This window comes from Rhizobium sp. CC1099, from assembly GCF_029714385.1.
Lineage (GTDB): Bacteria > Pseudomonadota > Alphaproteobacteria > Rhizobiales > Rhizobiaceae > Rhizobium.
On record NZ_CP121642.1, the window covers coordinates 593,487 to 615,466 of the forward strand.

Below are 21,980 nucleotides of genomic sequence, written 5' to 3' on the forward strand. Positions count from 1 at the left end.
ATGGCCCTTTCTCTCGTCAATTCCTTTGCGCCGCCCGTTCGCCATGATCATGATGGCCGCAAGGAAAGTCCAATCATCGACGCGCGCAATGTCGCGGTGACCTTCAAGGTCGAAGACGGTTTCGTCGAGGCGGTCAAGGATATCTCGTTTCAGCTCTATCGCGGAGAGACGATCGCGATCGTCGGTGAGTCCGGATCCGGAAAATCGGTAACCGCGCGCACGGTGATGGGGCTTCTTTCGAAGCGCGCCGTTGTCTCGCCGAAATCGACCATCGACTATGATGGCGCCAATATCCTGAAATTTTCCGAAGGCGCCCGGCGCAAGTTGCGCGGCAACCGCATCTCGATGATTTTCCAGGAGCCGATGAGCTCGCTCAACCCGATCTATACGGTCGGCAGTCAGATCGTCGAGGCAATCCGTGTACACCAGAAGTTCGGCCGCCGGCAGGCGGAAGCGCGGGCACTGGAGCTTCTGAAGCATGTGCAAATTCCCGATCCCGAAGCCCGGCTGAAGCAATATCCGCATCAGCTGTCGGGCGGCCAGCGCCAGCGCGTGATGATTGCCATGGCGCTCGCCAACGATCCGGACGTCCTCATAGCCGACGAGCCGACGACAGCGCTTGACGTCACCGTGCAGGCACAGATCCTGAACCTTATCCGCAACCTCCAGAAGGAACTGCGCATGGCGGTGATCCTGATCACCCACGACCTCACGGTCGTCCGGCAGTTCTCGGACTATGTCTATGTGATGCAGCATGGCGAGATGCGGGAGCACAACACGACCGAAAGGCTCTTTGCCAATCCTCAGCACCCTTACACGAAGCATCTGCTCGGCTCCGAGCCGCGCGGTCAGGCCAACCCATTGCCGGAAAATTCCGAGATCATTCTTGATGCCAGAGGGGTGCGCGTTTCCTTCATGCTGCGCCACGGCACGTTCTTCAAGCCGGAAATGAAGGAACTCGTCGCTGTCGACAACCTGAGTCTCACGCTTCGCCGTCATGAGACGCTTGGTCTCGTCGGCGAATCCGGTTCCGGCAAAACGACCTTCGGTCAGGCGCTGGTCCGGTTGAACGATCCGGACGGCGGAGAGATCTATTTTGACCGCCAGCCCATCCACGGCCGCTCGCGCGCCGAGATGAGGCCGCTACGATCGCGCATGCAGATCGTCTTCCAGGATCCGTTCTCGTCGCTCAATCCGCGCATGACAATCGGCCAGATCATCGAGGAGGGGCTGGTCGTCAACAGGCTAGGTGCGACTAAAGCCGAGCGCATGGACCGGGTGCGCGAGGCGTTGATTGCGGCCGGCATGCCGGGCCATATTCTCTCGCGCTTCCCGCATGAATTCTCCGGCGGCCAGCGCCAGCGCATCGCCATCGCCCGCGCTATCGCCCTCGAACCTGAATTTATCTTGCTCGATGAGCCGACGTCGGCGCTCGATCTTTCCGTCCAGGCGCAGATCATCGAGCTCTTGCGCAGGCTGCAGGACGAGCGGGGCCTGAGCTACCTCTTCATCTCGCACGATCTTAAGGTCGTGCGGGCGCTGTGCCACCGGGTGATCGTCATGCAGCATGGCCGCATTATGGAAGAGGGGCCTGTCAACGAAGTTCTATCCAATCCCAAGACCGCCTACACGGAACGGCTGGTGAAAGCCGCTTTCGAGGTAGCATGATTGCCGAATGCCGGAGGTTATAATGGCACGAAATCCCAAGATCACGTTTATCGGAGCAGGCTCCACCGTCTTCATGAAGAACATCGTCGGCGATGTCTTGCAGCGTCCGGCGCTGTCGGGCGCCACGATCGCGCTGATGGACATCAATCCGCAGCGTCTCGAAGAAAGCGCCGTCGTTGTCAACAAGCTGATTTCGACGCTGGGCGTAACGGCCAGGGCCGAAACTTATTCCGATCAGCGCAAGGCGCTGACAGGCGCAGACTTCGTCGTCGTCGCCTTCCAGATCGGCGGCTATGAGCCCTGTACCGTCACTGATTTCGAAGTGCCGAAGAAATACGGTCTGCGCCAGACCATTGCCGACACACTCGGCGTTGGCGGCATCATGCGCGGGCTTAGAACCGTGCCGCACCTTTGGAAGATATGCGAGGACATGCTCGCCGTCTGCCCGGAGGCGATCATGCTGCAATATGTGAATCCGATGGCCATCAACACCTGGGCGATTGCGGAAAAATATCCGGCAATCAAGCAGGTCGGCCTCTGCCACTCCGTCCAGGGCACGGCCATGGAGCTGGCGCATGACCTTGACATTCCTTACGAGGAAATCCGCTATCGCTCGGCCGGCATCAACCATATGGCCTTCTATCTGACGTTCGAGCACCGGCAGGCGGATGGTTCCTACAAGAATCTCTATCCCGATCTCGTCCGCGCCTATCGTGAAGGCCGTGCCCCGAAGCCCGGCTGGAACCCGCGCTGCCCCAACAAGGTGCGCTACGAGATGCTGACACGCCTCGGCTATTTCGTCACCGAGAGCTCGGAGCACTTTGCCGAATACACGCCCTACTTCATCAAAGAGGGCCGAGAGGACCTGATCGAGAAGTTCGGCATTCCGCTCGACGAATATCCGAAGCGTTGCATCGAGCAGATCGAACGTTGGAAAGGACAGGCCGAAGCCTACCGCTCGGCCGAGAAGATCGAGGTCGCACAATCGAAGGAATATGCTTCCTCCATCATCAACTCGGTCTGGACTGGCGAACCGTCGGTCATCTACGGCAATGTCCGCAACAACGGCTGCATCGCCTCGCTGCCGGCAAACTGCGCCGCCGAAGTGCCCTGCCTGGTCGACGCCTCGGGCATTCAGCCAACCTTCATCGGCGACCTGCCGCCACAGCTGACAGCGCTGATCCGCACCAACATCAATGTTCAGGAGTTGACCGTCCAGGCACTGATGACGGAAGATCGCGATCACATCTACCACGCTGCGATGATGGATCCGCATACGGCAGCTGAACTCGACCTCGACCAGATCTGGTCGCTCGTCGACGATCTTCTTTCCACCCACGGTGACTGGCTGCCGGCCTGGGCGAGAACAGCCAAGAAGGTGCAGGCAGCCTAGAGTGCAGGCGACGCCCTTCAGGCAGCTCGTTTAAGCCGGCGAGGCTTGTCGCCGGCTTCGCCTTCAGTCTGCCGGATCGGCCACTTGCCTCTTGATGTCTCCCAGAAAGGCGAAAGTTCCAAGGCCGCCCGCCCGCGCATGCGGATCACGATCTGGGGCGAAGCTCAGCGCCTCAGGACGTTTTACGGTTTTTTCTTATAAGATCTGCGCCGGCGACAGATAAAGGTAAATAACGAGGCAGGTTGCCGCGATTGCGACCATGGTGGCCGGGCGAAGAAATGTTCTTGCGACCGAAGCAACAGCGAACCCGGACGCCAAAATCGCGCTTCCCAGCAAGACGCCGCGGCCGGAAAAGGCCAGAGCGAGGGCTGAGACGCAGATGGCTGTCGCCAGCATGGTGAGCGTGATTTTCCGTGGAGCCATCTCGGGATACGCGGCGAAAGCCGGCAAGCATCCCCTCACGCTGAAGCCGATTGCGATGCTCAGAAAAACAAAAGGCAATACCATCGCCCGGAACCTTTCAAAAAGAACGCGCATCGCGAAGCAAGCGGCGTGCCATTTGTTTGCCGTGCGTTGCTCACTGGCGTCATGCGGCGCTGCCGATATATTGCGCTCAATGCTCAAAGAGCATGCAGGATCCGCTCACTGGCGAATGAGTTCCTTGCGTGCCGCTGACCGCTAACGCATCGCCATCGACGCCCAAGCGAGGTCGACGGCCCCCGGCTGGGCATCGTCACAAGCTGCGAGCATTTCGGCAAGTTGCGCAATTTCCTTCTCAGCAGCGGCTGAAACTTTGAAAAATCCGTTCTCTACAGCGACTTGATCGTATTCTGTTTATGAGAATAATAGCGGCTCGATATTCTGAAATCGAGACTTTACGTGGATTTTCCGTCGCTCCGTGTCTTTCTGTCCGTCGCCGAACATCGAAGCGTGACGCGCGCTGCCGCGGCGCTTGGGCGCGTCGCTTCGAATGTTACGACGCGAATCCAGCAGCTGGAGGAGGATCTCGGTGTCTTGCTCTTCAATCGGGATGGAAAGCAGATGACCCTCACCCGCGAAGGGCGGCTGTTTTTGTCTTACGCGAAGCGTATGGCGGCATTGGCTGACGAGGCGCGCCATTCGTTGTCGGCCTCCGGCCGGCCGGCGACTTTGCGTGTCGGTACAATGGAGAGCACGGCGGCAAGCCGGCTACCGCACATTCTGCCACGCTTCGGAACCGTTGCTCCTCATATTTCTCTTCGGCTGACAATGGGTGCGACGCGGGATCTCGCCCGTGCCGTTTTGGCAGAGGAACTCGACTGTGCCTTGATCGCATTGCCCATCGGCAAGCATGCAGCCGCCTGGCTTGCCGACGTTGATTTTTGCCAGCTTGAGCTCGCGCCGCTCTGGAGCGAGGAGGTTCTGATCATTCTTCCTCCGGATCATCCGCCAGTTCGTAACGCCGCGGACATCACCGTTGGCACACTCGCGGCCCTTGAGGCCGGATGCACCTATCGGCGCATGGCCGAGGATTGGCTTGGCCGTCTTCCGCCGTTCATGACGATCGAGATGTCATCTTACCACGCCGTGGTTGCGAGTGTCCTTGCAGGAGGCGCCGTTGGTGTCGTTCCAGCGTCGATCCTGTCGCAGCTGCAGGTGTCCCGTGACATGATCCAGACGGTTGTTGCGGGTTCAGCGCAAACCTCGTTTCTCACACATAAGAATGCGGGGTCTTCAGAGCTGGATACGTTTCGAACGGCCCTTCTTTCCGCTGGTGGGGCAAGTTCATAACCGTTGCCATCGCCCGATCCATTTGTCGGGTGTGGGCCCACATCTCATTGACAAATCCACAGGTGATCTATGCGTTTCCCACATCGTGAAGCCTTGTCCGGCTGGCGTTTTCGTCTGTTTGCGCCCATCCTTGCCGGTGCGACACTTCGCGAGCGGCTGGTTGCATGTGTGGGTGCGCTTGCATGCATCGCCCTGACGGGCCTCATTTGCGGTGGCCTCCTCGGCGAGGGTCCTCACCTTCCGCTGATTGTCGCGCCGATGGGGGCTTCGGCTGTGCTGCTCTTTGCTGTTCCGTCAAGCCCATTAGCGCAGCCTTGGCCGATTATCGGTGGAAACACGATCTCTGCTTTCATGGGGGTCATTGCCGCAAATCTCATTCATGACCCAATCGTCGCAATTGGTGTGGGCGTTTCGCTTGCGATTGCGGCGATGTCGTTCACCCGCTGCCTGCATCCACCCGGCGGAGCGGCGGCCCTGACCGCAGTCCTCGGCGGTGCGCCTGTCGCAAGTTGGGGTTTGCTCTTCCCGTTCGTGCCGGTGGGCTTGAATTCGTGCATCCTGGTGGCACTTGGGCTTCTGTTTCACAAGTTGTCCCGGCACAATTATCCGCATGTTGTCGTCAGCGCGGCCAACACGCATCATACGAAGGATCCGCCCGCAAACCTGCGGGTCGGATTTCGTGAGGAGGACGTCGATGCGGCGCTCCAGGTGCTGAAGGAAACGTTCGACATCGATCGTGCAGATCTGAGCCGGCTTTTGCGAGAAGTCGAAATTCAAGCGACGGTCCGGTCCAACAAGGACCTGAAATGCGCAGACATCATGTCGCGTGATGTCATTGCAGTCAGCCCCGACACCACTGTTGAGGTGGCGCATGCGCTGCTGATCCGACACAATGTCCGCACACTGCCGGTCAAACAGCCTGACGGCAAGCTCGTAGGCAGCGTCGGACTTCGAGAACTCGCTTTTGCGGCCGGTCCGGTTGAGGCTCTTATGGCGCCATCGGCGACAACTTCGGCTGACGCGCCTGCGCTCGGCCTTTTGCCAGTCCTGACGGACGGGAAAACACACGCCGTTGTCGTGATCGACCAGGCGTGGCAGATCATCGGGCTGATCTCGCAGACCGATCTTCTCGCTGCAATGGCGCGTCTCGTTCCGACGGACCGCGTCGCCTGGGAGAGTGTCGCCTAAAACTGGGCGACGTTCTCATCGTGAACCTCGCGGGATACCCCGGCGTTCAGGCCGGGGAGGAACGCGAGAGCGGCGTTGGCCGCTTCGCGCTGGGATTTGACATATTCGGCGATCACCGAGAGCGGTGCGCCGCCACAGCTTGCCGCAAAGGAGGACGGCGACCACAAAGCGCCGTTGTGGTAGCGCCCGGTGATTTCCGGGCGGCTCTCGCGCAGACGTCGGCTGGATACGCCTTTGCGGCTGTTGACCAGCTTCGACAGGGCGATCTTCGGAGGGTAATGCACCAGCAGGTGAACATGATCGTCCTCGCCGTCGCATTCGATCAATTCGGCCTCGAAGTCGCGACACAGCTTGGCGAAGATGCGCCGCAGGTTCGGATTGCCGGTTCTGACAGAACGTCATGGCGGTATTTCGTGACAAAGACCAAATGACCATGGAGCATGTAGACGACATGCCTGCCGGTGCGATCCACGGTTGCGCTCCTTGGAGCAATTGATAGAATCGTAACATGATCCACCGCGCTTTCCGCTACAAGCGCGCTCCGACCGGCGAACAGGAAGTCCTGTTGCGGCAGTTCGCGGGTGTTGTGCGGCTGGTCTATAATCTGGCGCTGGAGCAGCGCAGGGACTGGTGGCGGCATTACCGGCGGCAGACCGGGAACCGCTTGAACTCCATCGCCCAGGCGCGGGAATTGACCGCACTGCGGGCCGCGTTCGACTGGATTGCCGCCGTGCATGTGACGCCCCAGCAGCAGGCCCTGCGCGATCTGGATAAGGCGTATGCCAACTTCTTCGCCGGGCGCGCAGGATATCCCGCGCCGCGCAAGAAGGGCGTGAACGGCGCCTTCCGCTTTCAGGGGCGGGAGATCGAGGTCAAGCGCCTGAACGGCAAGTGGTCGGCCGCGCGCCTTCCCAAGATCGGCTGGGTGAAGTTCCGCGACACGCGGCGCCTGCGTGGCAAGACCATGAATGTGACGGTGAGCCTGGCGGCGAACGGCTGGCACATCGTCTTCGCCTGCGAAATCGACCATGCCGTCCCGCCAAACGATTTGCCCGCCGTGGGGATCGACCGGGGCGTGGCGAACACGCTGACGCTTTCGACCGGGGAGCATTGGTGGATGCCTGCCGGCCTTGCGGAGATCGAGCCCAGGAAGCGCCGGGCCCAGCGCGTTCTGGCGCGGCGCAAGCGCGGGTCGAACCGCCACGCCAAGGCCCGCCGCCGCGTTGCAGCCTTGCAGGCCCGTGCTGCCCGCATCCGGCAGGATTGGCGGCACAAGGCCAGTCTTGATATCGCCCGTCGCTTCGCAACGGTCGTGCTGGAAGACCTCGCCACGCGCAACATGACGCGCAGCGCCAGGGGGACCGTGGACGCGCCCGCAACCAACGTCTGCAGAAGGCGGGCCTGAACCGGGCGATCCTCGAACAAGGCTGGCACGGCTTTGAAACCGTGTTGGCCGACAAGCTCGAAGAACGGGGCGGATACCTGTGCAAGGTCGATCCCCGCCACACCTCGCAGACCTGTTCGGCCTGCGCAGCCGTGGACAGGGAAAGCCGCGAAAGCCAAGCGTCTTTCCGCTGTTGCCAATGCGGCTTGCGCGCCCATGCCGACCACAATGCTGCAATCAACATCCTGCGTCGGAACACGGCGTCTATGATCGTGGAGGAAGGGCAGCCGCTCTCCGTTGAAGCGATAACGATCGGCGGAGCTTCGCGCCGCCTCGGAAATCCCCCGCTTGCAAGCGGGGGAAGATGTTAACGGCACCTGCCTTAAGACGTCCTGATCCTGATCGATGATCCGAGAAAATCTCGGCTGAGACATGACGAACACCGGCTGCGCCCGGCAATGATGAGTTTCGTGTTCCAGGCCCAAGCCCATCAGATGCGCGCTGGCGCTTTCACTGCTTCGACAGTCAGCCCGGCCAAGAGGTCTTCTCAATGGCAGTTTTTTAACGGCCAAGCGCATTCTTGTCACCGGAGGTACAAGCGCATCGGACTTGCCGGAGCAAGGAGAATTGCCGCCGAAGGCGGTAGCGTCTGCGTGACGGGTGTCAGGGACGATCACCTTGCGCAGGCAAGCAGGGCATTTCCCGCAGGAGTTCCCGTGCAAGGGACTTGCAAGCACGGTTTGAAGACGAGCTACTCAGCAATGTGCTGTGCCCCTCGGTCGTATCGGATCGGCCGGGGAGGCGGCTGCGGCGGCGCGGTTTCTACTTTTTGGCGACGCCTCGTACGTTACCGCTAGCCAATATGCCGTTGATGGCCGCTTGACGATGCGATGAAACCGGGGGCGGTTATTGTCATTCATTTTTCTGCCGCCATCGCACCCAGCAACTTCGGAAGATCGCCGAAGCGCGCGATGACGCCGAAGACGAGTGCTGCGATTGCGACAAAGAGGACCGTCACCGAAGCCATGGTCGGCGTATAGCCATAGCGCAGCGCGTTGAAGATCTTGATCGGCAAGGTTTCCATGGTAAAGCCGACGGTCATGTAGGCGACGATGTATTCGTTCAGCGAAAGCACAAGCGCAAAGGCGTAACCCGAAATCAGGTAGGGCCGGATCAGCGGCAAGACGACCGTCGTAAATATCGCCCGCTCATTCGCCCCCATCGTCGCCGCCGCTTCGACGAAGGAGCGATCGATTGCGGTGAAGCCGAGCGACAGCGTCACCAGCGGCAATGTGACGAAGAAGATCGCGTGGCTGATCACGGCGGTCCACGGTGCGCCGTAAAAGCCGGTGGTCGCCCAGAAAGTCAAAAGGCCGAGTGCGGTAATGACGGGTGGCAGGGTGAAAGGTGCGACGCCCAAAAGCTGGAAGATGTTCGCCCATGGCGCAATTCTCCGCCACAAGAACCAGGCAAGCGGCAAAGCGATGAGCACTGCAAGTGCTGCGGACAGAACCGCAAGCGTGAGCGACGCAAAAAGCGCGTTGCGCCATTCCGGATTGGTGAATATCTCACCGTACCAGCCAAGCGAAAAGCCCTGGGGCGGGAAGGTGAGGCTCTGTTTCGCATTTACGGATACCCCGGCAACGACGATCATGGGTGCCGCCAGGAAAAGTCCGATGAGCGAAAAATAAAGACGGCGGAGCAGCGTGTTCATGCCGCATCTCCCTTCCGGCCGATCAGCACCGTCAGCCCGACCATGGCAAGCGTCACCAGCACCAGAAAGACGGCCATTGCGGCGGCGAAGGGCATGTTCGACTGATAGACGGCCTGATCGGTGATCAGCACAGACAAGGTCCAGTGCGACGGACGGCCGAGAATCTGTGGCAGCAGATAGGAGCCGAGCGCAAAAATGAAGACCATGATGAGCGTTGCGATAATGGTGTTGCGCAATGTCGGTAGGACGACCGTGAAAAATGCCTTGACCGGCGATGCGCCGAGCGTGCGCGCCGCTTCCGTCAAGGTTGGGTCAAGCCGAACGAGCGCGGGATAGAGGATCAGGATCGTGTAAGGCAGGGCCTGATAGACCATGCCGGCCAGCACTGCGCCGAAGCTCGGCGTCAGAGCCACGGGCTGCTGCATGAGGCCTGCCATGACAAGCAGATTGGTGATGCCGGCGGTGCGTGAGAACAACGTCGACCACGCAAAGCCGATGATGACTTCGGAGAGCGAAAGGATCGCCAGCATCGCCACCAGCCAAATCACCTGAGCTTTGCGTCCCATGCGCGTCAGCAGATAGGTGAATGGAATGCCAAGCACGATGCAGCAGATCGCGACGGCGATTGCAAGCATCAGCGAAAAGCCCAGCACCCTGCCGAAAAACAGACTGACGAAGCGGGCGTAATTGTCGAATACGAAGGCCGGCGTGTAAAAGCCGCCCTGCTGCCGCTGGAAAAAGCTGACGGCAATCATCGTTGCGAAAGGAATGACGAAGAAGACCGTCAGCATTCCGGCCGGGAAGGCAAGCGGCCAGTAATCGGCAATTTTTTGTGGTGGTTCACGCCTCATTTCTGCAGTACCACGCAGACTTCCGGCGAGAGCTTGACGCCAACCTCCTGGCCCACGGTGACGGCCGGCCTTTCGCGCGGTGTCGAAACGGCGACGACCTGTGTTCCGGATAGATCGAGGAAGGTCTCGATCGTGCCGCCGAGATCGCGAATGAAGGTTACCTTGCCAGCAATAGTGTCGCCGCCTGGCGCTGTCAGATGCACGTCCTCCGGCCGCACCGAGATCGTTGCCCTGTTAAGGCCGGGAGGAAGCAGAACGCCTTCGATGACCTTGCCGAAGACCGTTGCGCGGCCGGCGCTGTCGGCTTCTGTCGTGAGCAGGTTGGTCGAGCCGATGAAATCGGCGACGAAGCGGTCGGCGGGACGGCGGTAGATCTCGATCGGGCTTGCTGCCTGGCGCAGTTCGCCACTGTTCATGACGACGACGGTATCTGCCATCGTCATTGCTTCGCGCTGGTCGTGGGTCACGACGATCGTCGTGATGCCAAGCGTCTGCTGCAGCTGCCGGAGTTCCACCTGCATCGCCTCGCGCAGTTTTGCATCGAGGGCCGACAGGGGTTCGTCGAGCAGGAAGAGCTTCGGCGAAATCGTCAGTGCACGGGCAATTGCGACACGCTGGCGCTGGCCGCCAGAAAGCTTGTTCACCGGCCGGTCTGCATAGCCGGGCAAATGGATCAGCGACAGCAGCTCATCGACACGCTTCGTCTGGGCTTCCTTGGCCGTGCCACGGATCCGCAGCGGATAAGCGATGTTCTCGCCGACGGTCAGGTGAGGGAAAAGCGCGAGGGACTGAAACACCATCCCCAGATCGCGCTTGTGTGTAGGGACGGCCGTAATGTCGTTGCCGTCGAGCACAATGGCGCCGCTCGTCGGCATGTCGAGACCGGCTATCATGCGCAGCAGCGTTGTCTTCCCGCAGCCCGAGGGTCCGAGCAGGCAGACGAACGTGCCATGCGGAACGTTGAGCTGCACATTGTCGACGGCGGTGAAGGCGCCGAATTTTTTGGTGATATTGTTGAGTGTCAGTCCGGACATAAATCCCCCGCATGGGCCACGTGCTTAGGACGACTGCCCCCGCATGAGCCTTGGCCGTCAAAGGCGCAAGGCGCATGCATTGTTATGGGGCGTTCAGTCTCGAAAACTCAACCGACGATGAGTTCCGTCCACTTCTGGTTCAGCCAATCGGACTTGGTCTGATAAAGATCGTAGCGCGGCGTAATCGGCTCGATGTCGGAGGCGACGGCTGCAAACTCCTTGTCGGTCAGGTCAAGCAACTCGCGCTTGATCGTTGGCGCGGTGCCTACCTTGCGCGACATCAGTGCCTGGATCGCCGGCTGGCACATGTAGTCGATGAAGATATGTGCCTCTTCCGCCTTCTTGGAGGCACGCGACAACGCCCAGCAGCCGGAATCCTGGATGCCGCCTTCCTTAGGGAAAGTCGAGCGGACGGGGAAACCATCGGCGGCCGCAAGGCCGGTGACGTCGTGATAATACTGTCCCATCGGGATCTCACCGGACTTCAGCGCCTGCTCGAACTGTGCCTCGTCGCGATACCACAGGCGGACATTCGGCTTCACCTCGGCAAGCTTTTCGAACGCCTTCAGGAGACCCTCTTCCGTATCGAGTGCGTTCGTGCCGCCAAGATGCGTCTTGGCCGTCACTTCCAGCAGGAACGAGTTGGAAACAAGGGCAAGCAAACCGAGTTTGTCGGCATTTGCCGGATCCCAAAGGGCATTCCAGGAGGTCGGCGCTTCTTTAAAGACGTCGGTATTGGTGACGAGCGTGATGTACCACGCGACGGCCCCGACGCCGGCAACACGGCCATCCGGATATTTGTTGACGAAGCGGTCGATGAGGCCGGAGGCGTTCTTGAGCTTTGCTGTGTCGATCGGCGTCCACAGTTCGGTCGCCTGGCCCTTGAGCATTGCGACCTGCGACATCATCGAAAGGTCTGCAGGCGCCTGGCCGGCCTTGGCAGCCTGTTCCAGCTGCACCAGCCAGGCCTCGCCCGTCGGTTCGGCCACCGATTCCACGGCAATGCCGGTTGCCTTGGTGAATTCCGGGAAGACGTTCTTGTCGAACGAATCCTTGAAGTAGCCGCCATAGACGCCGACTTTCAGCGACTTGTCCTGCGCGCGCAGAATGGAGGGCATGGCGAGCATGCTGGTGGCGGCGAGGCCGGTTGCCAGCAGGTTTCGGCGGCTGACCGCCTTGTCGAGAATGGTTTTCATGGCTTTGTTCCCTCTTTTGTTTGGTCTGTCATGTTGCAGTTTCCGGTCGTTGCCGATTTTTAGCCAGCCTTGCTGCCGATGGACGGGCTGAAGACCATCAGGCTCAGGATTTCGAACAAGACCTGGGCGCCGGCATGGGCGGTATTCGTCGTCGCGTCATATTGCGGGGCCACCTCGACAACATCTCCGCCGACAAGATTGATCCCTTTCAGGCCGCGGATCAATTGCAGAACTTCCCGCGTCGTCAAGCCGCCGACTTCCGGCGTGCCGGTGCCGGGCGCAAAGCTCGGGTCGAGGCTGTCGACGTCGAAGGAGAGATAGGTCGGCGCGTCGCCGACGATTTGCTTTGCCCTCTCGATGATCGCGGACATGCCCATGCCTGTCACCTCCTCGGCGTGGATCACGGTCATTCCGGATTCGTAGGAAAACTCCCAGAGATATTCTGCCGAACCGCGGATGCCGATCTGCACCGTGCGTGTCGGATCGAGCACGCCATCGAGAACGGCATTGCGGAATGGACCGCCGTGATGGAATTTTGTCTGGTCGAAGGCGCCGCCGGTATCACAATGCGCATCGATGTGGATCATGCCGACCGGCTGCTTCTTGCCGACTGCCTTGAGGATCGGGTGAGTCATCGAGTGATCGCCGCCGACGCAAAGCGGTGCGACGCCTGCATCGACGATCTGGCCGATGCGTTTTTCGATGTCGTCATGGCTGAGCTCCAGCCGGTAACGGCTCTGGAAGGGGACGTCGCCGATATCGGCTGCGCGCAAATCAAACAGCGGCGCCGTGCCCAGCACATGGTTATAAGGACCAATGCGCTCGATTGCGCGCAGTGCACGCGGTCCGAAGCGCGATCCCGGACGGTTGGTGACGCCGAGATCCATCGGAACGCCGGTGATTGCGACCTGCAGATTGCCGAAATCCGGCTCGTCGGCGGCAACCTGCATGTAGGGTGCGCTGAGGAATGTCGGAACGCCGGCATAGGGCGCAAGGCGCGTGCCGGTTTTTGAAAAGATCTTGTCGGCTACCTTGCGAAAGTCAGGATCGAATATCTCACCGCCGTGGCTGTCGGCAAATTTTGCGCGCAGTTCTTCGAGCTTCGTCTGGTTCCAGACCATTCCGGTTCACCTCTTGTCTTTAACGGCGGGGAAGCGGAACCTTGCTGCGGCATCACGTCATACCCTCGTCGTTCTTGCTTTTTCTGCATTACCCAACAAAAAGGTTGGAAATGCAACTCACATTGTTATAGCAGTAAGCGTGAGTTTTATTCACATACAAATTGCCATGTTCAACCGACTGCCGCCTCTGAATTCTCTGCGTGCTTTCGAGGCAGCTGCCCGCCGGGGCTCGGTCTCGGCGGCTGCGCGCGAGCTCAATGTTACCCATGGTGCCGTCAGCCATCAGATCAAGGCGCTGGAGGCGGTCTTCGGCACGCCGCTCTTTGAGCGCAATGGCAAACGGCTGAAGCTTACCCCGCAGGCTGCCCTGCTGTTGCCGGCTCTGACACATGCATTCGAGAACATTGCGGCGGCAACGGCCCTGGTGACCCGCCCGTCGACAAGCGGGAGTCTTAGAATTTCATGCGTTCCGGCTTTGCTGTCGTTCTGGCTGATCCCGCGCATGCACCAGTTCAGCGAACAGTTTCCCGATATCAGCCTGACGCTCGTCGCCTCCAATGATCCTGAGCTGCTTTACTCGCCGGATATCGATGTCTGTATTCTCTATGGTGATGGGACCTGGCTTGACTGCTGGGCGCGTCTTTGGAGCAACCTGCAGCTTTTTCCGGTCGTCAGCCCAACACTGATGAACAGCCGGGCAGTGCGTTCGGTGCGCGATCTGCGCGACCATGTTCTGCTTCACGGCGACGATGGACGCGAATGGAACACGTGGCTGGCGGCAGCTGACGCGCTGGACATGCCGCGGGGCAGGCAGCACTTCATGAGCGATGCGCGGCTTTCGACGGAAGCGGCCTTGAGCGGGCAGGGGGTCGCACTTGGCGATACGATTACGGCCGGTAGCCTGATTGCTCAAGGCGAACTCGTCGTGCCCTTCGATCTCTCCGTTCCGGCCAGTGATGCCTTTTATGTCGCCTGCCGAAACGAAGTGCGCTCCGCGCCGATCGTCAAGGTCTTTGTCGACTGGTTCTTCTCAGCGCTCGAAAGCGACCGTGGAGCAGAACTGCAGGCGTCCGCCCGGCGTGCGATCCGCGGGCGCGGACGCGTCGACGCCCTGGCGGCGGCTGAAAGCTTCACGCCTGTCTCCCGCGCCCGCGCTGCGGCACAACGGCCCATCAAGCGCCGTTTGAAATCCTGATCGATCTCTCAAGGAAAGCCCTGGAATGCCGCTTGCTCATCCAAATCCGCTCGTCGCCCGTCTGTCGCCGCCGCCCATCCCCTCCGTACTTGCCTGGGCGGGTGACTATGATGGTGCCAAAGGGCCGCTGATTGATCTGTCCCAAGCTGTACCCGGCTATCCGGCGCATCCCGAGATGCTGCGGCTCCTCGGCGAGGCGGCCGCCTCCCCGGCCATGACCAGCTATGGGGCGATCGAGGGGGAGGAGGTGCTCAGGAAGGCTTATGCGACACATGTGTCGGCGGTCTATGGCGCGAGCGTTTCTGCCGCCAACATCCATATTACCTCCGGCTGCAACCAGGCCTTCATGTGCAGCACCATCGCGCTTGCCAAGTCGGGCGAGACGATGGCGCTCACCAATCCCTTCTATTTCAACCACGAAACCACGCTTTCGATGCTGGGGATCGGACGTGTTCTCGTCGATTGTGATGCCGCAAAAGGCTTCCTGCCGAGCCTGGTATCGGCAGAAGAGGCCCTGTTGTCGGGAGCGCGTGGCCTTGCCGTCGTTTCGCCGAACAATCCGACCGGTGCTGTCTATCCGCCGGCGCTGCTTCGCGAACTCTTTCAGCTCTGCCAAAAATATGGAGCGTGGCTGATCCTGGACGAAACCTATCGGGACTTTCTGCCGACCGATGCCGGAGCGCCGCACGACCTGCTCTCCATCGAGGGCTGGGAAGAGACGCTCATCCTCCTCTACAGTTTCTCCAAATCCTTCTGTATTCCGGGACATCGATTGGGGGCGATCACAGCAGGTCCGCGCATCGTCGGCGAGATCACCAAGATCATGGACAACATGCAGATCTGCGCCCCGCGGGCGGCTCAGGTCGCCGTAGCGGCAGCGCTTCCGATTCTGGCGGAATGGCGCGTGGCAAATCGGCTGGAGATCTCCCGCCGCGCCGATGCGCTGAAAGCGGTCATGGCAGCAACGGACGGCTGGTCGATCGCCGCCGTCGGCGCCTACTTTGCCTTCATCCGGCATCCTTACGACAACACACCTTCCGCAGCGGTGGCGGAAAGGCTGGCGAAGGATGCTGGAGTGATCTGTATCCCCGGAAGCTACTTCGGCGAGGGACAGGAGAATTATCTCCGGCTTGCCTTCGCCAATGCCGATGTTGGCGTGATCTCGCAGTTGCGCGGCCGTCTGCGATAGGCGGCTTCCGCGCAATTTTGTGATAGTCTCGCCCCGACGGTCCGATGGAGTAGGGGAGAGGGCACCGATGAGGCGCTCCATAGGGAAGGCAGCCGAAAGACTTGCGCCGATCGCAGCTGCGTTCATTGCCAGTTTTTTTGGCAGCCACCGTGCGCATTCCCAGCCCGAATGGAGTGCCGCGCCGCCGGCATGTCTTTATTCTCTAGAGGCTTCGGCAATCGGGCCGGCCCTTTGCGTTAGAAAGGAGAGCTTCAGCGCCGACATCTGCACGGCCATCGATCATTTTGCGCGCGCTAACCGACTTCCTCCTGATTATTTTGCACGGCTCATCTGGCGGGAAAGCCGTTTCCGCCCCGATGCGCTAAGTCCGAAAGGCGCTGAAGGGATCGCGCAATTCATGCCGGGCACTGCCAAATTGCGCGGCTTGGAAAACAGTTATGATGCGCTGGGCGCGCTGCAGGCATCGGCGGCCTATCTTAATGAACTGCGTAGCCGTTTCGGTAACCTGGGGCTTGCGGCGGCGGCCTATAATGCCGGCGAAAACGGTCTTTCGTCATTCCTCGAACATGGCACGTTGCCTTTCGAAACACGAAGTTATGTCACGGCGATAACCGAACACAGCGTTGAAGAATGGAAAAACAGCCCGCCCGACAAAGCAGCACTTGAACTCGACAAGGACAAGACCTTCCTGGAGGCTTGCACCGCTCTTGCCGAAAGCCGCCGTTTAAAAAATGCGCCTTGGCAGCCCGAAGGCGAGTGGGCGCCCTGGGGCGCGCAACTCGCAGCGCACTTCGATCCTGCGGCGGCACGCAGTCTTTTCCTGGAAGACGTTCGCAAGTTGCCGGCGCCTCTGAACGCCGAGAAACCGCTGATTTTACGCCAACGTGACCGCAGCTTCGGTTCCCGGCCGCGCTATGTCGCTCGCGCTGCGCGCCAAACGAGGGCGGAGGCAAATCAGGTCTGCACCGAGGTGCGCAAGCGCGGCGGCGTCTGCCTGGTATTCAAGAATGAATAAGTGCTTTTTCTATTCGGCCCGAGAGTTCGAGGCCGCCGCCCGATCGGGATGAGCCGCAGCAAACGCACGCAGCCTTTCGCATCTCTCTGCGATGGCCGTCGCGCGCGGGTAGGCGGAAAGATCGACGTTCCATCGCCGAGCATTGTAGATCTGCGGCACGAGGCAAAGGTCAGCCATGGTGGGCTGATCTGCATGGCAGAACTCACCAGCTTCCGGCGCCTTCAGCATACGCTCAAAGGCGTCAAGACCCTCGCGGATGAATTTGCCCATCCATGCCAGCCGGGCAGCGTTCGGATCGTCCGATTGCTGCATGACGTGGGAAACGACGCTCAGATTGCAGATAGGATGTATGTCCATTGCGATGGCATAAGAAAGCGCCCTGACGCGCTGGCGACCCAAAGCATCCGAGGGCAGCAGGCCTGCGTTCGGCCGCGTTTCCGAAAGATACTCGATGATGGCGAGCGACTGCGTCAGCATCTCGTCGTCGATGGCAAGCACGGGAACCAGACCCTGGGGATTTCGCGCGAGATGAGCCGCCTGCTTGTGTTGGCTTGCCAGGAGATCGACGGGAACAGACCGATAAGGGATCGCCAGCATGTTGAGTGCGATCCGGACGCGATAGCTTGCCGAAGAGCGCCAGTAGTCGAAAAGAACGGTATCGCTCGCCATGTCTGGCCTCACTGCCTTTCGTATCTCGCAACGACCTGCTCGATGGCTCCGAAGATCGAGCGCCCATGCACATCCTTCATCTCGATGCGGACCGTATCGCCGAACCTCATGAAGGGTGTTGCAGCCGCGCCGGTCCCGATCGTTTCGATCATGCGGATCTCAGCGATGCAGGAATAGCCGGCGCCGCCTTCGGAGATCGGTTTACCCGGCCCGTCCTCCAGCTTGTTGGAGACCGTCCCGGAGCCGATGATGGTGCCGGCGCCAAGCGGTCGGGTCTTGGCAGCGTGGGCGATAAGCTCACCGAAATCGAAGGTCATGTCGATACCGGCATTAGCGCGCCCGAAGGGCTGGCCGTTGAGGTCGACGAGGAGCGGCAGATGCAGTTTGCCGCCATGCCAGGCATCACCAAGCTCGTCTATTGTTACCGCAACCGGCGAGAATGCAGAGGCGGGTTTTGACTGGAAGAATCCGAAGCCTTTTGCAAGTTCGGCCGGGATCAAGCCGCGCAGGGAAACATCGTTGACGAGCATGACGAGCCGGATGGCGCTACGCGCTTCGTCGACCGTGGAGCCCATTGGCACGTCATCGACGATGACGGCGATCTCCGCTTCCATGTCGATACCATAGGATTCGTCCGCCATCACAATGGCGTCGCGCGGCCCAAGAAAGCTGTCGGAGCCCCCTTGATACATCAAAGGCTCGGTCCAGAAGGTTGCCGGCATCTCGGCGTTGCGCGCCTTGCGAACCAGCTCGACGTGGTTGACGTAAGCTGAACCATCCGCCCATTGATAAGCGCGCGGGAGCGGCGATGCGGCATCGTGCTCGTGAAATCGCATGGCTGGCTGCGCGCCGGTTTCCAGACCCTCTGCAACTGCGGCTAGGCGTGGCGCAGCGTATGCCCAGTCGTCGAGCGCGGCCTGAAGCGTCCGGGCGATATGGCCCACATCGGAGCATTGGCTGAGGTCTTTGGAGACGACGACCAGGCGGCCATCTCGGGTGGAGTCCTTGAGCGTTGCAAGCTTCATGCGGTTGAGTTCCGTTTCTTGAATAGCCGGTAAACGGCTTCACTTGATGCCGGGCGTTCCGTCGAATTTGCGCTCCAGGCCGTCCCAGCATTCGAGATAGTTATCCTGCAGCGTCTCAAGCTCGGCTGCGTATCGTGTCAGTTGCTGCGGATAGCGGGTCTCGAACATGAAGGCCATCGTGCGGTCGAGCTTCACGGGTTGTAGATCGACGCTGGATGCCTTTTCGAAGCCCATGGCGTCCGGCCCATGCGGCAGCATCATGTTGTGCAGGCTCATCCCGCCCGGCGCGAAACCCTCCGCCTTGGCATCGTATTGACCATGGATAAGCCCCATGAACTCGCTCATGATGTTTCGGTGGTACCATGGCGGACGAAATGTATGTTCTGCCACCAGCCATCGCGGTGGAAAGATGACGAAATCGACATTGGCCGTCCCCTCTTCGCCCGAAGGCGCCGTCAGCACAGTAAAGATCGATGGATCCGGATGGTCGAAGAGGATTGCGCCGACGGGCGCGAAAGTGCGCAGATCATACTTGAACGGCGCATAGTTGCCGTGCCAGGCCACCACGTCGAGTGGCGAATGGCCGATCTTGGTCGCATAGAACTTGCCGCACCATTTGACGTGGAGACGGCACGGGATTTCCTTGTCCTCGTAGGCGGCCGCCGGCGTCTTGAAGTCGCGCGGGTTGGCAAGGCAATTGGCGCCTATCGGTCCGCGATCTGGCAGCGTGAACTTGGCGCCATAGTTCTCGCACATATAGCCGCGCCACTCGGCACCCTCGCCGAGGCGCGTTACCTTGAAGATCATGCCGCGGGGAATAAGGCAGATCTCCAAAGGCTCGACGTCGATGATGCCCATTTCGCTGAACACGCGGATGGCGCCAAGCTGCGGCACGACCAGCAATTCTCCATCGGCATTGAAGAAATAGTCATCAACCATGTCGGCATTGAAGACATAGGCATGGGCCGCCATGCCGGTCTGGGTCATGACATCGCCGGCCGCTGTCATCGTGCGGATGCCGGCGAGGAAGTTGAGTTCTTCCGCCGGCGCCGGGATCGGGTTCCAGCGCAGCTGGCCGAGCGGCAGCGAATGATCATCGAGACAGGGCGCTGACTTCCAGAAGGGATAACTGGCGTTGGAAAAACGGCCTGTATGGCGCACGCTCGGGCGAATGCGGTAGAGCCAGGAGCGTTCGTTGGTGCCGCGCGGCGCGGTGAAAGGCGAGCCTGACAGTTGTTCGGCATAGAGCCCGTAATTGCATTTCTGCGGGCTGTTCTGGCCCTGCGGCAGCGCACCGGGCAAGGATTCCGTCTCGAAATCATTGCCAAAGCCCGGCATGTATTTCGGAGTGTTGACGACGGCATGGGCAGCCGTGCTCCTCGTCTTGTCCAGCATCGCTTGCACCTCCTCTGCAGATATGGTTACAAACGTAACTGTCGATTTTGTAACTATCAAGGAAGCCATGGACACCGGCGAATTCGATCTCGAGCAGTTCCTGCCGTTTCGCCTCAATCGCGCCGCGGAATTCATCGCCCTGCGCTTTGCCGCCGCCTACAAGGCCAAATATGGCCTGACGCGGCCGGAGTGGCGCACGCTGGCAGCACTTGGGAGTTCAGGGCGTATGACGGCAAAGGAGGTCGGTGTTCATTCGACGATGCACAAGACCAAGGTCAGCCGGGCGGTTTTTTCACTTGAGAGACGCCGCTGGCTGAAGCGGACGCAGCACGAGGACGACCGCCGCGTCGAATATCTTGAGTTGACGGCTGCCGGAAGCACTGCCTATCGCGAACTGACGATGCTCGCCGTTAACTATTCGGCGGAAGTTGCGTCCCTTCTTGGCGAGGACGGCCTGAAGGCGCTTTCCTCCGGCTTGAATGCTGTGGAGGCTACCATGGTGACACGGCGCCGTTAGCTCCCATAGGCGCTAGCGTGGAGGGCCGCAGGTTCAAATCCTGCGGGCTTCGAATTGTCGTTGTTTTGCAAGGCCGCAAGGAACGGGTGGCCAGCGCCTCCACTGAGCATCCGCACACCGTTGCTCGGTTCTCAGCGATGATGAGCATAAGCGGAATCAGACATCCGCAAATGACGTACCTTCTCGCAGGTCACCCCGAGCCCCGCGGAGGTTCATGACATTCGAGCAAGCCAACGCGGATCGTGTCCATGGAAGTGGTGTAGCTCGCGGCTGATGGCCGTGCTTTCCGACATAGGGCCGGAGGGATATCAGCGTGCCACAGCGGGCAGACTGATTTGGGGATCATCGCTCATTTGCGCCATGGTCTCAAGTGTCAGGTATCTGGCGCGTTGGACGGCCCATTCATCATTCTGTTCGAGCAGCAGTGCGCCGACGAGACGGACGATGGCTTCGTCGTTCGGAAAGATGCCGACGACCTCGGTGCGTCGCTTGATCTCGCCATTGAGACGCTCGATTGGATTCGTCGAATGCAGCTTTGCCCGGTGCTCTTTCGGGAAGGTCATGTAGGCGAGCACGTCCTCTTCGGCATCGTCCATGATGGTGGCGAGCTTCGGCACTTTCGGCCTGATCTGATCGGCGACGCTGCGCCATTGAGCGCTTGCTGCCTCCGGGGTCTCCTGGGCAAAGGCCGTTGCGATGAAAGCGGATACGACCCGCCTGCCGCTCTTTCCGGCATGTGCCAGGACGTTTCTCATGAAGTGAACCCGGCACCTCTGCCAGGTGGCGCTGAGAACCTTGGTGACCGCGGCCTTGAGCCCTTCATGCGCATCGGAGACGACGAGCTTGACGCCACGCAGACCCCGGCGTGTCAGCCTGCGCAGGAATTCCGTCCAGATCGGCTCAGCTTCGGACGTGCCGACTTCCATACCCAGAACCTCACGCCGCCCGTCGCTGTTGACACCGACGGCGATGATGACGGCGACGGAGACGATGCGACCACCACGCCGGACTTTGAGGTAAGTCGCGTCGATCCACAGGTATGGCCAATCGCCTTCGATGGGACGATCGAGGAACGCCTTCACCTTGACGTCGATCTCTTCGCACAGGCGGCTCACCTGGCTCTTGGAGATGCCGCTCATACCCATCGCCTTGACCAGATCATCGACTGAGCGCGTCGAGATGCCTTGGATATAAGCCTCCTGGATAACAGCCGTCAGAGCCTTCTCCGCCATCCGACGTGGTTCGAGGAAGCTCGGAAAGTAGCTGCCCTTGCGCAGCTTGGGAATGCGAAGCTCGACCGTTCCGGCTCGCGTCTCCCAATCCCGATCACGGTAGCCATTGCGTTGAGCGAGCCGCATCGGGTTCTTCTCGCCGAAGTCAGCGCCGGTGGCTCCGCCAACCTCCAGCTCCATCAGCCGCTCGGCTGCAAAGCCAATCATCTCGCGCAATAAATCGGCATCGGCGCTCTTCTCAACAAGCGAGCGCACGTTCATCATGTCATTGGTCATCGGTGGTCTTTCCGTCAGGTTGGTCTTGAACAACCCGACCCTACCGGAAAACACTGATGGCCACCTTACTCCTCAAAACCTACACCACGTGCCGGGACACGATCCCAACGCGCGGCATCCTGTAAACCGTAGGGCGGTCACGATCTCA

20 protein-coding genes and 2 pseudogenes are annotated in these 21,980 nt (G+C 60.3%); 11 read left to right on the forward strand and 11 right to left on the reverse strand.

Annotated features, from left to right (window positions below; all coding sequences use genetic code 11):
- Together QA644_RS23990 and QA644_RS23995 are read left to right on the forward strand one after the other, a co-directional pair.
- Positions 1 to 1,668, forward strand: a complete 1,668-nt coding sequence (locus tag QA644_RS23990) for an ABC transporter ATP-binding protein (RefSeq protein ID WP_194731444.1) — start codon at positions 1 to 3, stop codon at positions 1,666 to 1,668.
- Between the two features lie 22 nt (positions 1,669 to 1,690).
- Entirely contained in the window at positions 1,691 to 3,061 is a 1,371-nt protein-coding gene (locus tag QA644_RS23995) for an alpha-glucosidase/alpha-galactosidase (RefSeq protein ID WP_283073593.1), read from the forward strand.
- 195 nt (positions 3,062 to 3,256) lie between these two features.
- On the opposite strand, the gene QA644_RS24000 is transcribed toward QA644_RS23995, so the two are convergent.
- On the reverse strand, positions 3,257 to 3,685 hold the full coding sequence (locus tag QA644_RS24000) for a hypothetical protein (protein ID WP_283073594.1): 429 nt from the start codon (positions 3,683 to 3,685) through the stop codon (positions 3,257 to 3,259).
- A 255-nt stretch (positions 3,686 to 3,940) separates the two neighbouring features.
- Here QA644_RS24000 and QA644_RS24005 point away from each other — a divergent pair, with 255 nt between their 5' ends.
- Together QA644_RS24005 and QA644_RS24010 are read left to right on the forward strand one after the other, a co-directional pair.
- Positions 3,941 to 4,831 carry a LysR family transcriptional regulator gene (locus QA644_RS24005; RefSeq protein ID WP_283073595.1) on the forward strand — a complete coding sequence of 297 codons (891 nt, stop codon included), beginning with the start codon at positions 3,941 to 3,943 and terminating at the stop codon, positions 4,829 to 4,831.
- A gap of 69 nt (positions 4,832 to 4,900) precedes the next feature.
- Positions 4,901 to 6,019: an HPP family protein gene (locus tag QA644_RS24010; protein ID WP_283073596.1), complete on the forward strand. Its 1,119-nt coding sequence runs from the start codon at positions 4,901 to 4,903 to the stop codon at positions 6,017 to 6,019.
- Here the strand turns inward: QA644_RS24010 and tnpA are convergent.
- A pseudogene (gene tnpA, locus QA644_RS24015) lies at positions 6,016 to 6,461 on the reverse strand (IS200/IS605 family transposase). The gene QA644_RS24010 and the pseudogene tnpA overlap by 4 nt on opposite strands.
- Positions 6,462 to 6,527: 66 nt before the next feature.
- Between tnpA and QA644_RS24020 the strand changes: the two are divergent.
- The 3 genes and pseudogenes from QA644_RS24020 to QA644_RS24030 all read left to right on the forward strand — a co-directional run.
- The gene (locus QA644_RS24020; protein WP_283073597.1) at positions 6,528 to 7,424 is read left to right on the forward strand and encodes a transposase; all 897 of its coding nucleotides are present in this window, start codon (positions 6,528 to 6,530) and stop codon (positions 7,422 to 7,424) included.
- 44 nt (positions 7,425 to 7,468) lie between these two features.
- Positions 7,469 to 7,774, forward strand: a complete 306-nt coding sequence (locus tag QA644_RS24025; RefSeq protein WP_283073598.1) for a zinc ribbon domain-containing protein — start codon at positions 7,469 to 7,471, stop codon at positions 7,772 to 7,774.
- Between the two features lie 397 nt (positions 7,775 to 8,171).
- Positions 8,172 to 8,297 (forward strand): annotated as a pseudogene (locus QA644_RS24030) (oxidoreductase); the annotation flags it as partial.
- 22 nt (positions 8,298 to 8,319) lie between these two features.
- On the opposite strand, the gene QA644_RS24035 reads toward QA644_RS24030, so the two are convergent.
- The 5 genes from QA644_RS24035 to speB all read right to left on the reverse strand — a co-directional run bounded on the left by QA644_RS24035 (position 8,320) and on the right by speB (position 13,319).
- Positions 8,320 to 9,117, reverse strand: a complete 798-nt coding sequence (locus QA644_RS24035; RefSeq protein ID WP_283073599.1) for an ABC transporter permease — start codon at positions 9,115 to 9,117, stop codon at positions 8,320 to 8,322.
- Positions 9,114 to 9,968, reverse strand: coding sequence for an ABC transporter permease (locus QA644_RS24040; RefSeq protein ID WP_022716722.1), 855 nt, complete (start codon positions 9,966 to 9,968; stop codon positions 9,114 to 9,116). Before QA644_RS24040 ends, QA644_RS24035 begins: the two co-directional genes overlap by 4 nt.
- The gene (locus QA644_RS24045; RefSeq protein WP_194731441.1) at positions 9,965 to 11,002 is read right to left on the reverse strand and encodes an ABC transporter ATP-binding protein; all 1,038 of its coding nucleotides are present in this window, start codon (positions 11,000 to 11,002) and stop codon (positions 9,965 to 9,967) included. The genes QA644_RS24040 and QA644_RS24045 overlap by 4 nt, the downstream gene beginning before the upstream one ends.
- Positions 11,003 to 11,109: 107 nt before the next feature.
- Positions 11,110 to 12,189 carry an ABC transporter substrate-binding protein gene (locus tag QA644_RS24050; protein ID WP_156886670.1) on the reverse strand — a complete coding sequence of 360 codons (1,080 nt, stop codon included), beginning with the start codon at positions 12,187 to 12,189 and terminating at the stop codon, positions 11,110 to 11,112.
- A gap of 68 nt (positions 12,190 to 12,257) precedes the next feature.
- Positions 12,258 to 13,319: an agmatinase gene (speB, locus tag QA644_RS24055; RefSeq protein ID WP_283073600.1), complete on the reverse strand. Its 1,062-nt coding sequence runs from the start codon at positions 13,317 to 13,319 to the stop codon at positions 12,258 to 12,260.
- 166 nt (positions 13,320 to 13,485) lie between these two features.
- On the opposite strand from speB, the gene QA644_RS24060 reads away from it, so the two are divergent.
- The 3 genes from QA644_RS24060 to QA644_RS24070 all read left to right on the forward strand — a co-directional run bounded on the left by QA644_RS24060 (position 13,486) and on the right by QA644_RS24070 (position 16,718).
- Entirely contained in the window at positions 13,486 to 14,514 is a 1,029-nt protein-coding gene (locus tag QA644_RS24060) for a LysR substrate-binding domain-containing protein (protein WP_283073601.1), read from the forward strand.
- Between the two features lie 25 nt (positions 14,515 to 14,539).
- The gene (locus tag QA644_RS24065) at positions 14,540 to 15,703 is read left to right on the forward strand and encodes an aminotransferase (protein WP_283073602.1); all 1,164 of its coding nucleotides are present in this window, start codon (positions 14,540 to 14,542) and stop codon (positions 15,701 to 15,703) included.
- 109 nt (positions 15,704 to 15,812) lie between these two features.
- A complete protein-coding gene (locus QA644_RS24070; protein ID WP_283074008.1) occupies positions 15,813 to 16,718 on the forward strand; it encodes a lytic transglycosylase domain-containing protein in 906 nt (301 codons plus the stop codon).
- A gap of 9 nt (positions 16,719 to 16,727) precedes the next feature.
- Here the strand turns inward: QA644_RS24070 and maiA are convergent, their stop codons facing one another.
- Genes maiA through hmgA form a run of 3 tightly spaced genes read right to left on the reverse strand, consistent with a single transcriptional unit; the run spans position 16,728 to position 19,807 of the window.
- Positions 16,728 to 17,387 carry a maleylacetoacetate isomerase gene (gene maiA / locus QA644_RS24075; protein ID WP_283073603.1) on the reverse strand — a complete coding sequence of 220 codons (660 nt, stop codon included), beginning with the start codon at positions 17,385 to 17,387 and terminating at the stop codon, positions 16,728 to 16,730.
- Positions 17,388 to 17,395: 8 nt separating this feature from the next.
- A complete protein-coding gene (locus QA644_RS24080) occupies positions 17,396 to 18,412 on the reverse strand; it encodes a fumarylacetoacetate hydrolase family protein (protein ID WP_283073604.1) in 1,017 nt (338 codons plus the stop codon).
- A gap of 39 nt (positions 18,413 to 18,451) precedes the next feature.
- Positions 18,452 to 19,807 (reverse strand): homogentisate 1,2-dioxygenase, encoded by a 1,356-nt coding sequence (hmgA, locus tag QA644_RS24085; protein WP_283073605.1) that lies wholly within the window; start codon positions 19,805 to 19,807, stop codon positions 18,452 to 18,454.
- Positions 19,808 to 19,874: 67 nt separating this feature from the next.
- On the opposite strand from hmgA, the gene QA644_RS24090 reads away from it, so the two are divergent.
- Complete coding sequence (locus QA644_RS24090; protein WP_239601089.1) at positions 19,875 to 20,324, forward strand: MarR family winged helix-turn-helix transcriptional regulator; 450 nt, start codon at positions 19,875 to 19,877, stop codon at positions 20,322 to 20,324.
- 308 nt (positions 20,325 to 20,632) lie between these two features.
- Here QA644_RS24090 and QA644_RS24095 read toward each other — a convergent pair whose 3' ends face one another.
- On the reverse strand, positions 20,633 to 21,832 hold the full coding sequence (locus QA644_RS24095; RefSeq protein WP_283070916.1) for an IS256 family transposase: 1,200 nt from the start codon (positions 21,830 to 21,832) through the stop codon (positions 20,633 to 20,635).
- Positions 21,833 to 21,980: the final 148 nt, after the last annotated feature.

Bases quoted from the DNA above. Each gene is read 5' to 3' on its own strand.
- QA644_RS23990 (WP_194731444.1), top strand. From the start codon at position 1: ATGGCCCTTTCTCTCGTCAATTCCTTTGCGCCGCCCGTTCGCCATGAT.
- QA644_RS23995 (WP_283073593.1), top strand. From the start codon at position 1,691: ATGGCACGAAATCCCAAGATCACGTTTATCGGAGCAGGCTCCACCGTC.
- QA644_RS24010 (WP_283073596.1), top strand. From the start codon at position 4,901: ATGCGTTTCCCACATCGTGAAGCCTTGTCCGGCTGGCGTTTTCGTCTG.
- QA644_RS24020 (WP_283073597.1), top strand. From the start codon at position 6,528: ATGATCCACCGCGCTTTCCGCTACAAGCGCGCTCCGACCGGCGAACAG.
- QA644_RS24035 (WP_283073599.1), bottom strand. From the start codon at position 9,117: ATGAACACGCTGCTCCGCCGTCTTTATTTTTCGCTCATCGGACTTTTC.
- QA644_RS24040 (WP_022716722.1), bottom strand. From the start codon at position 9,968: ATGAGGCGTGAACCACCACAAAAAATTGCCGATTACTGGCCGCTTGCC.
- QA644_RS24045 (WP_194731441.1), bottom strand. From the start codon at position 11,002: ATGTCCGGACTGACACTCAACAATATCACCAAAAAATTCGGCGCCTTC.
- speB (WP_283073600.1), bottom strand. From the start codon at position 13,319: ATGGTCTGGAACCAGACGAAGCTCGAAGAACTGCGCGCAAAATTTGCC.
- QA644_RS24060 (WP_283073601.1), top strand. From the start codon at position 13,486: ATGTTCAACCGACTGCCGCCTCTGAATTCTCTGCGTGCTTTCGAGGCA.
- QA644_RS24065 (WP_283073602.1), top strand. From the start codon at position 14,540: ATGCCGCTTGCTCATCCAAATCCGCTCGTCGCCCGTCTGTCGCCGCCG.
- maiA (WP_283073603.1), bottom strand. From the start codon at position 17,387: ATGGCGAGCGATACCGTTCTTTTCGACTACTGGCGCTCTTCGGCAAGC.
- QA644_RS24080 (WP_283073604.1), bottom strand. From the start codon at position 18,412: ATGAAGCTTGCAACGCTCAAGGACTCCACCCGAGATGGCCGCCTGGTC.
- hmgA (WP_283073605.1), bottom strand. From the start codon at position 19,807: ATGCTGGACAAGACGAGGAGCACGGCTGCCCATGCCGTCGTCAACACT.
- QA644_RS24090 (WP_239601089.1), top strand. From the start codon at position 19,875: ATGGACACCGGCGAATTCGATCTCGAGCAGTTCCTGCCGTTTCGCCTC.
- QA644_RS24095 (WP_283070916.1), bottom strand. From the start codon at position 21,832: ATGACCAATGACATGATGAACGTGCGCTCGCTTGTTGAGAAGAGCGCC.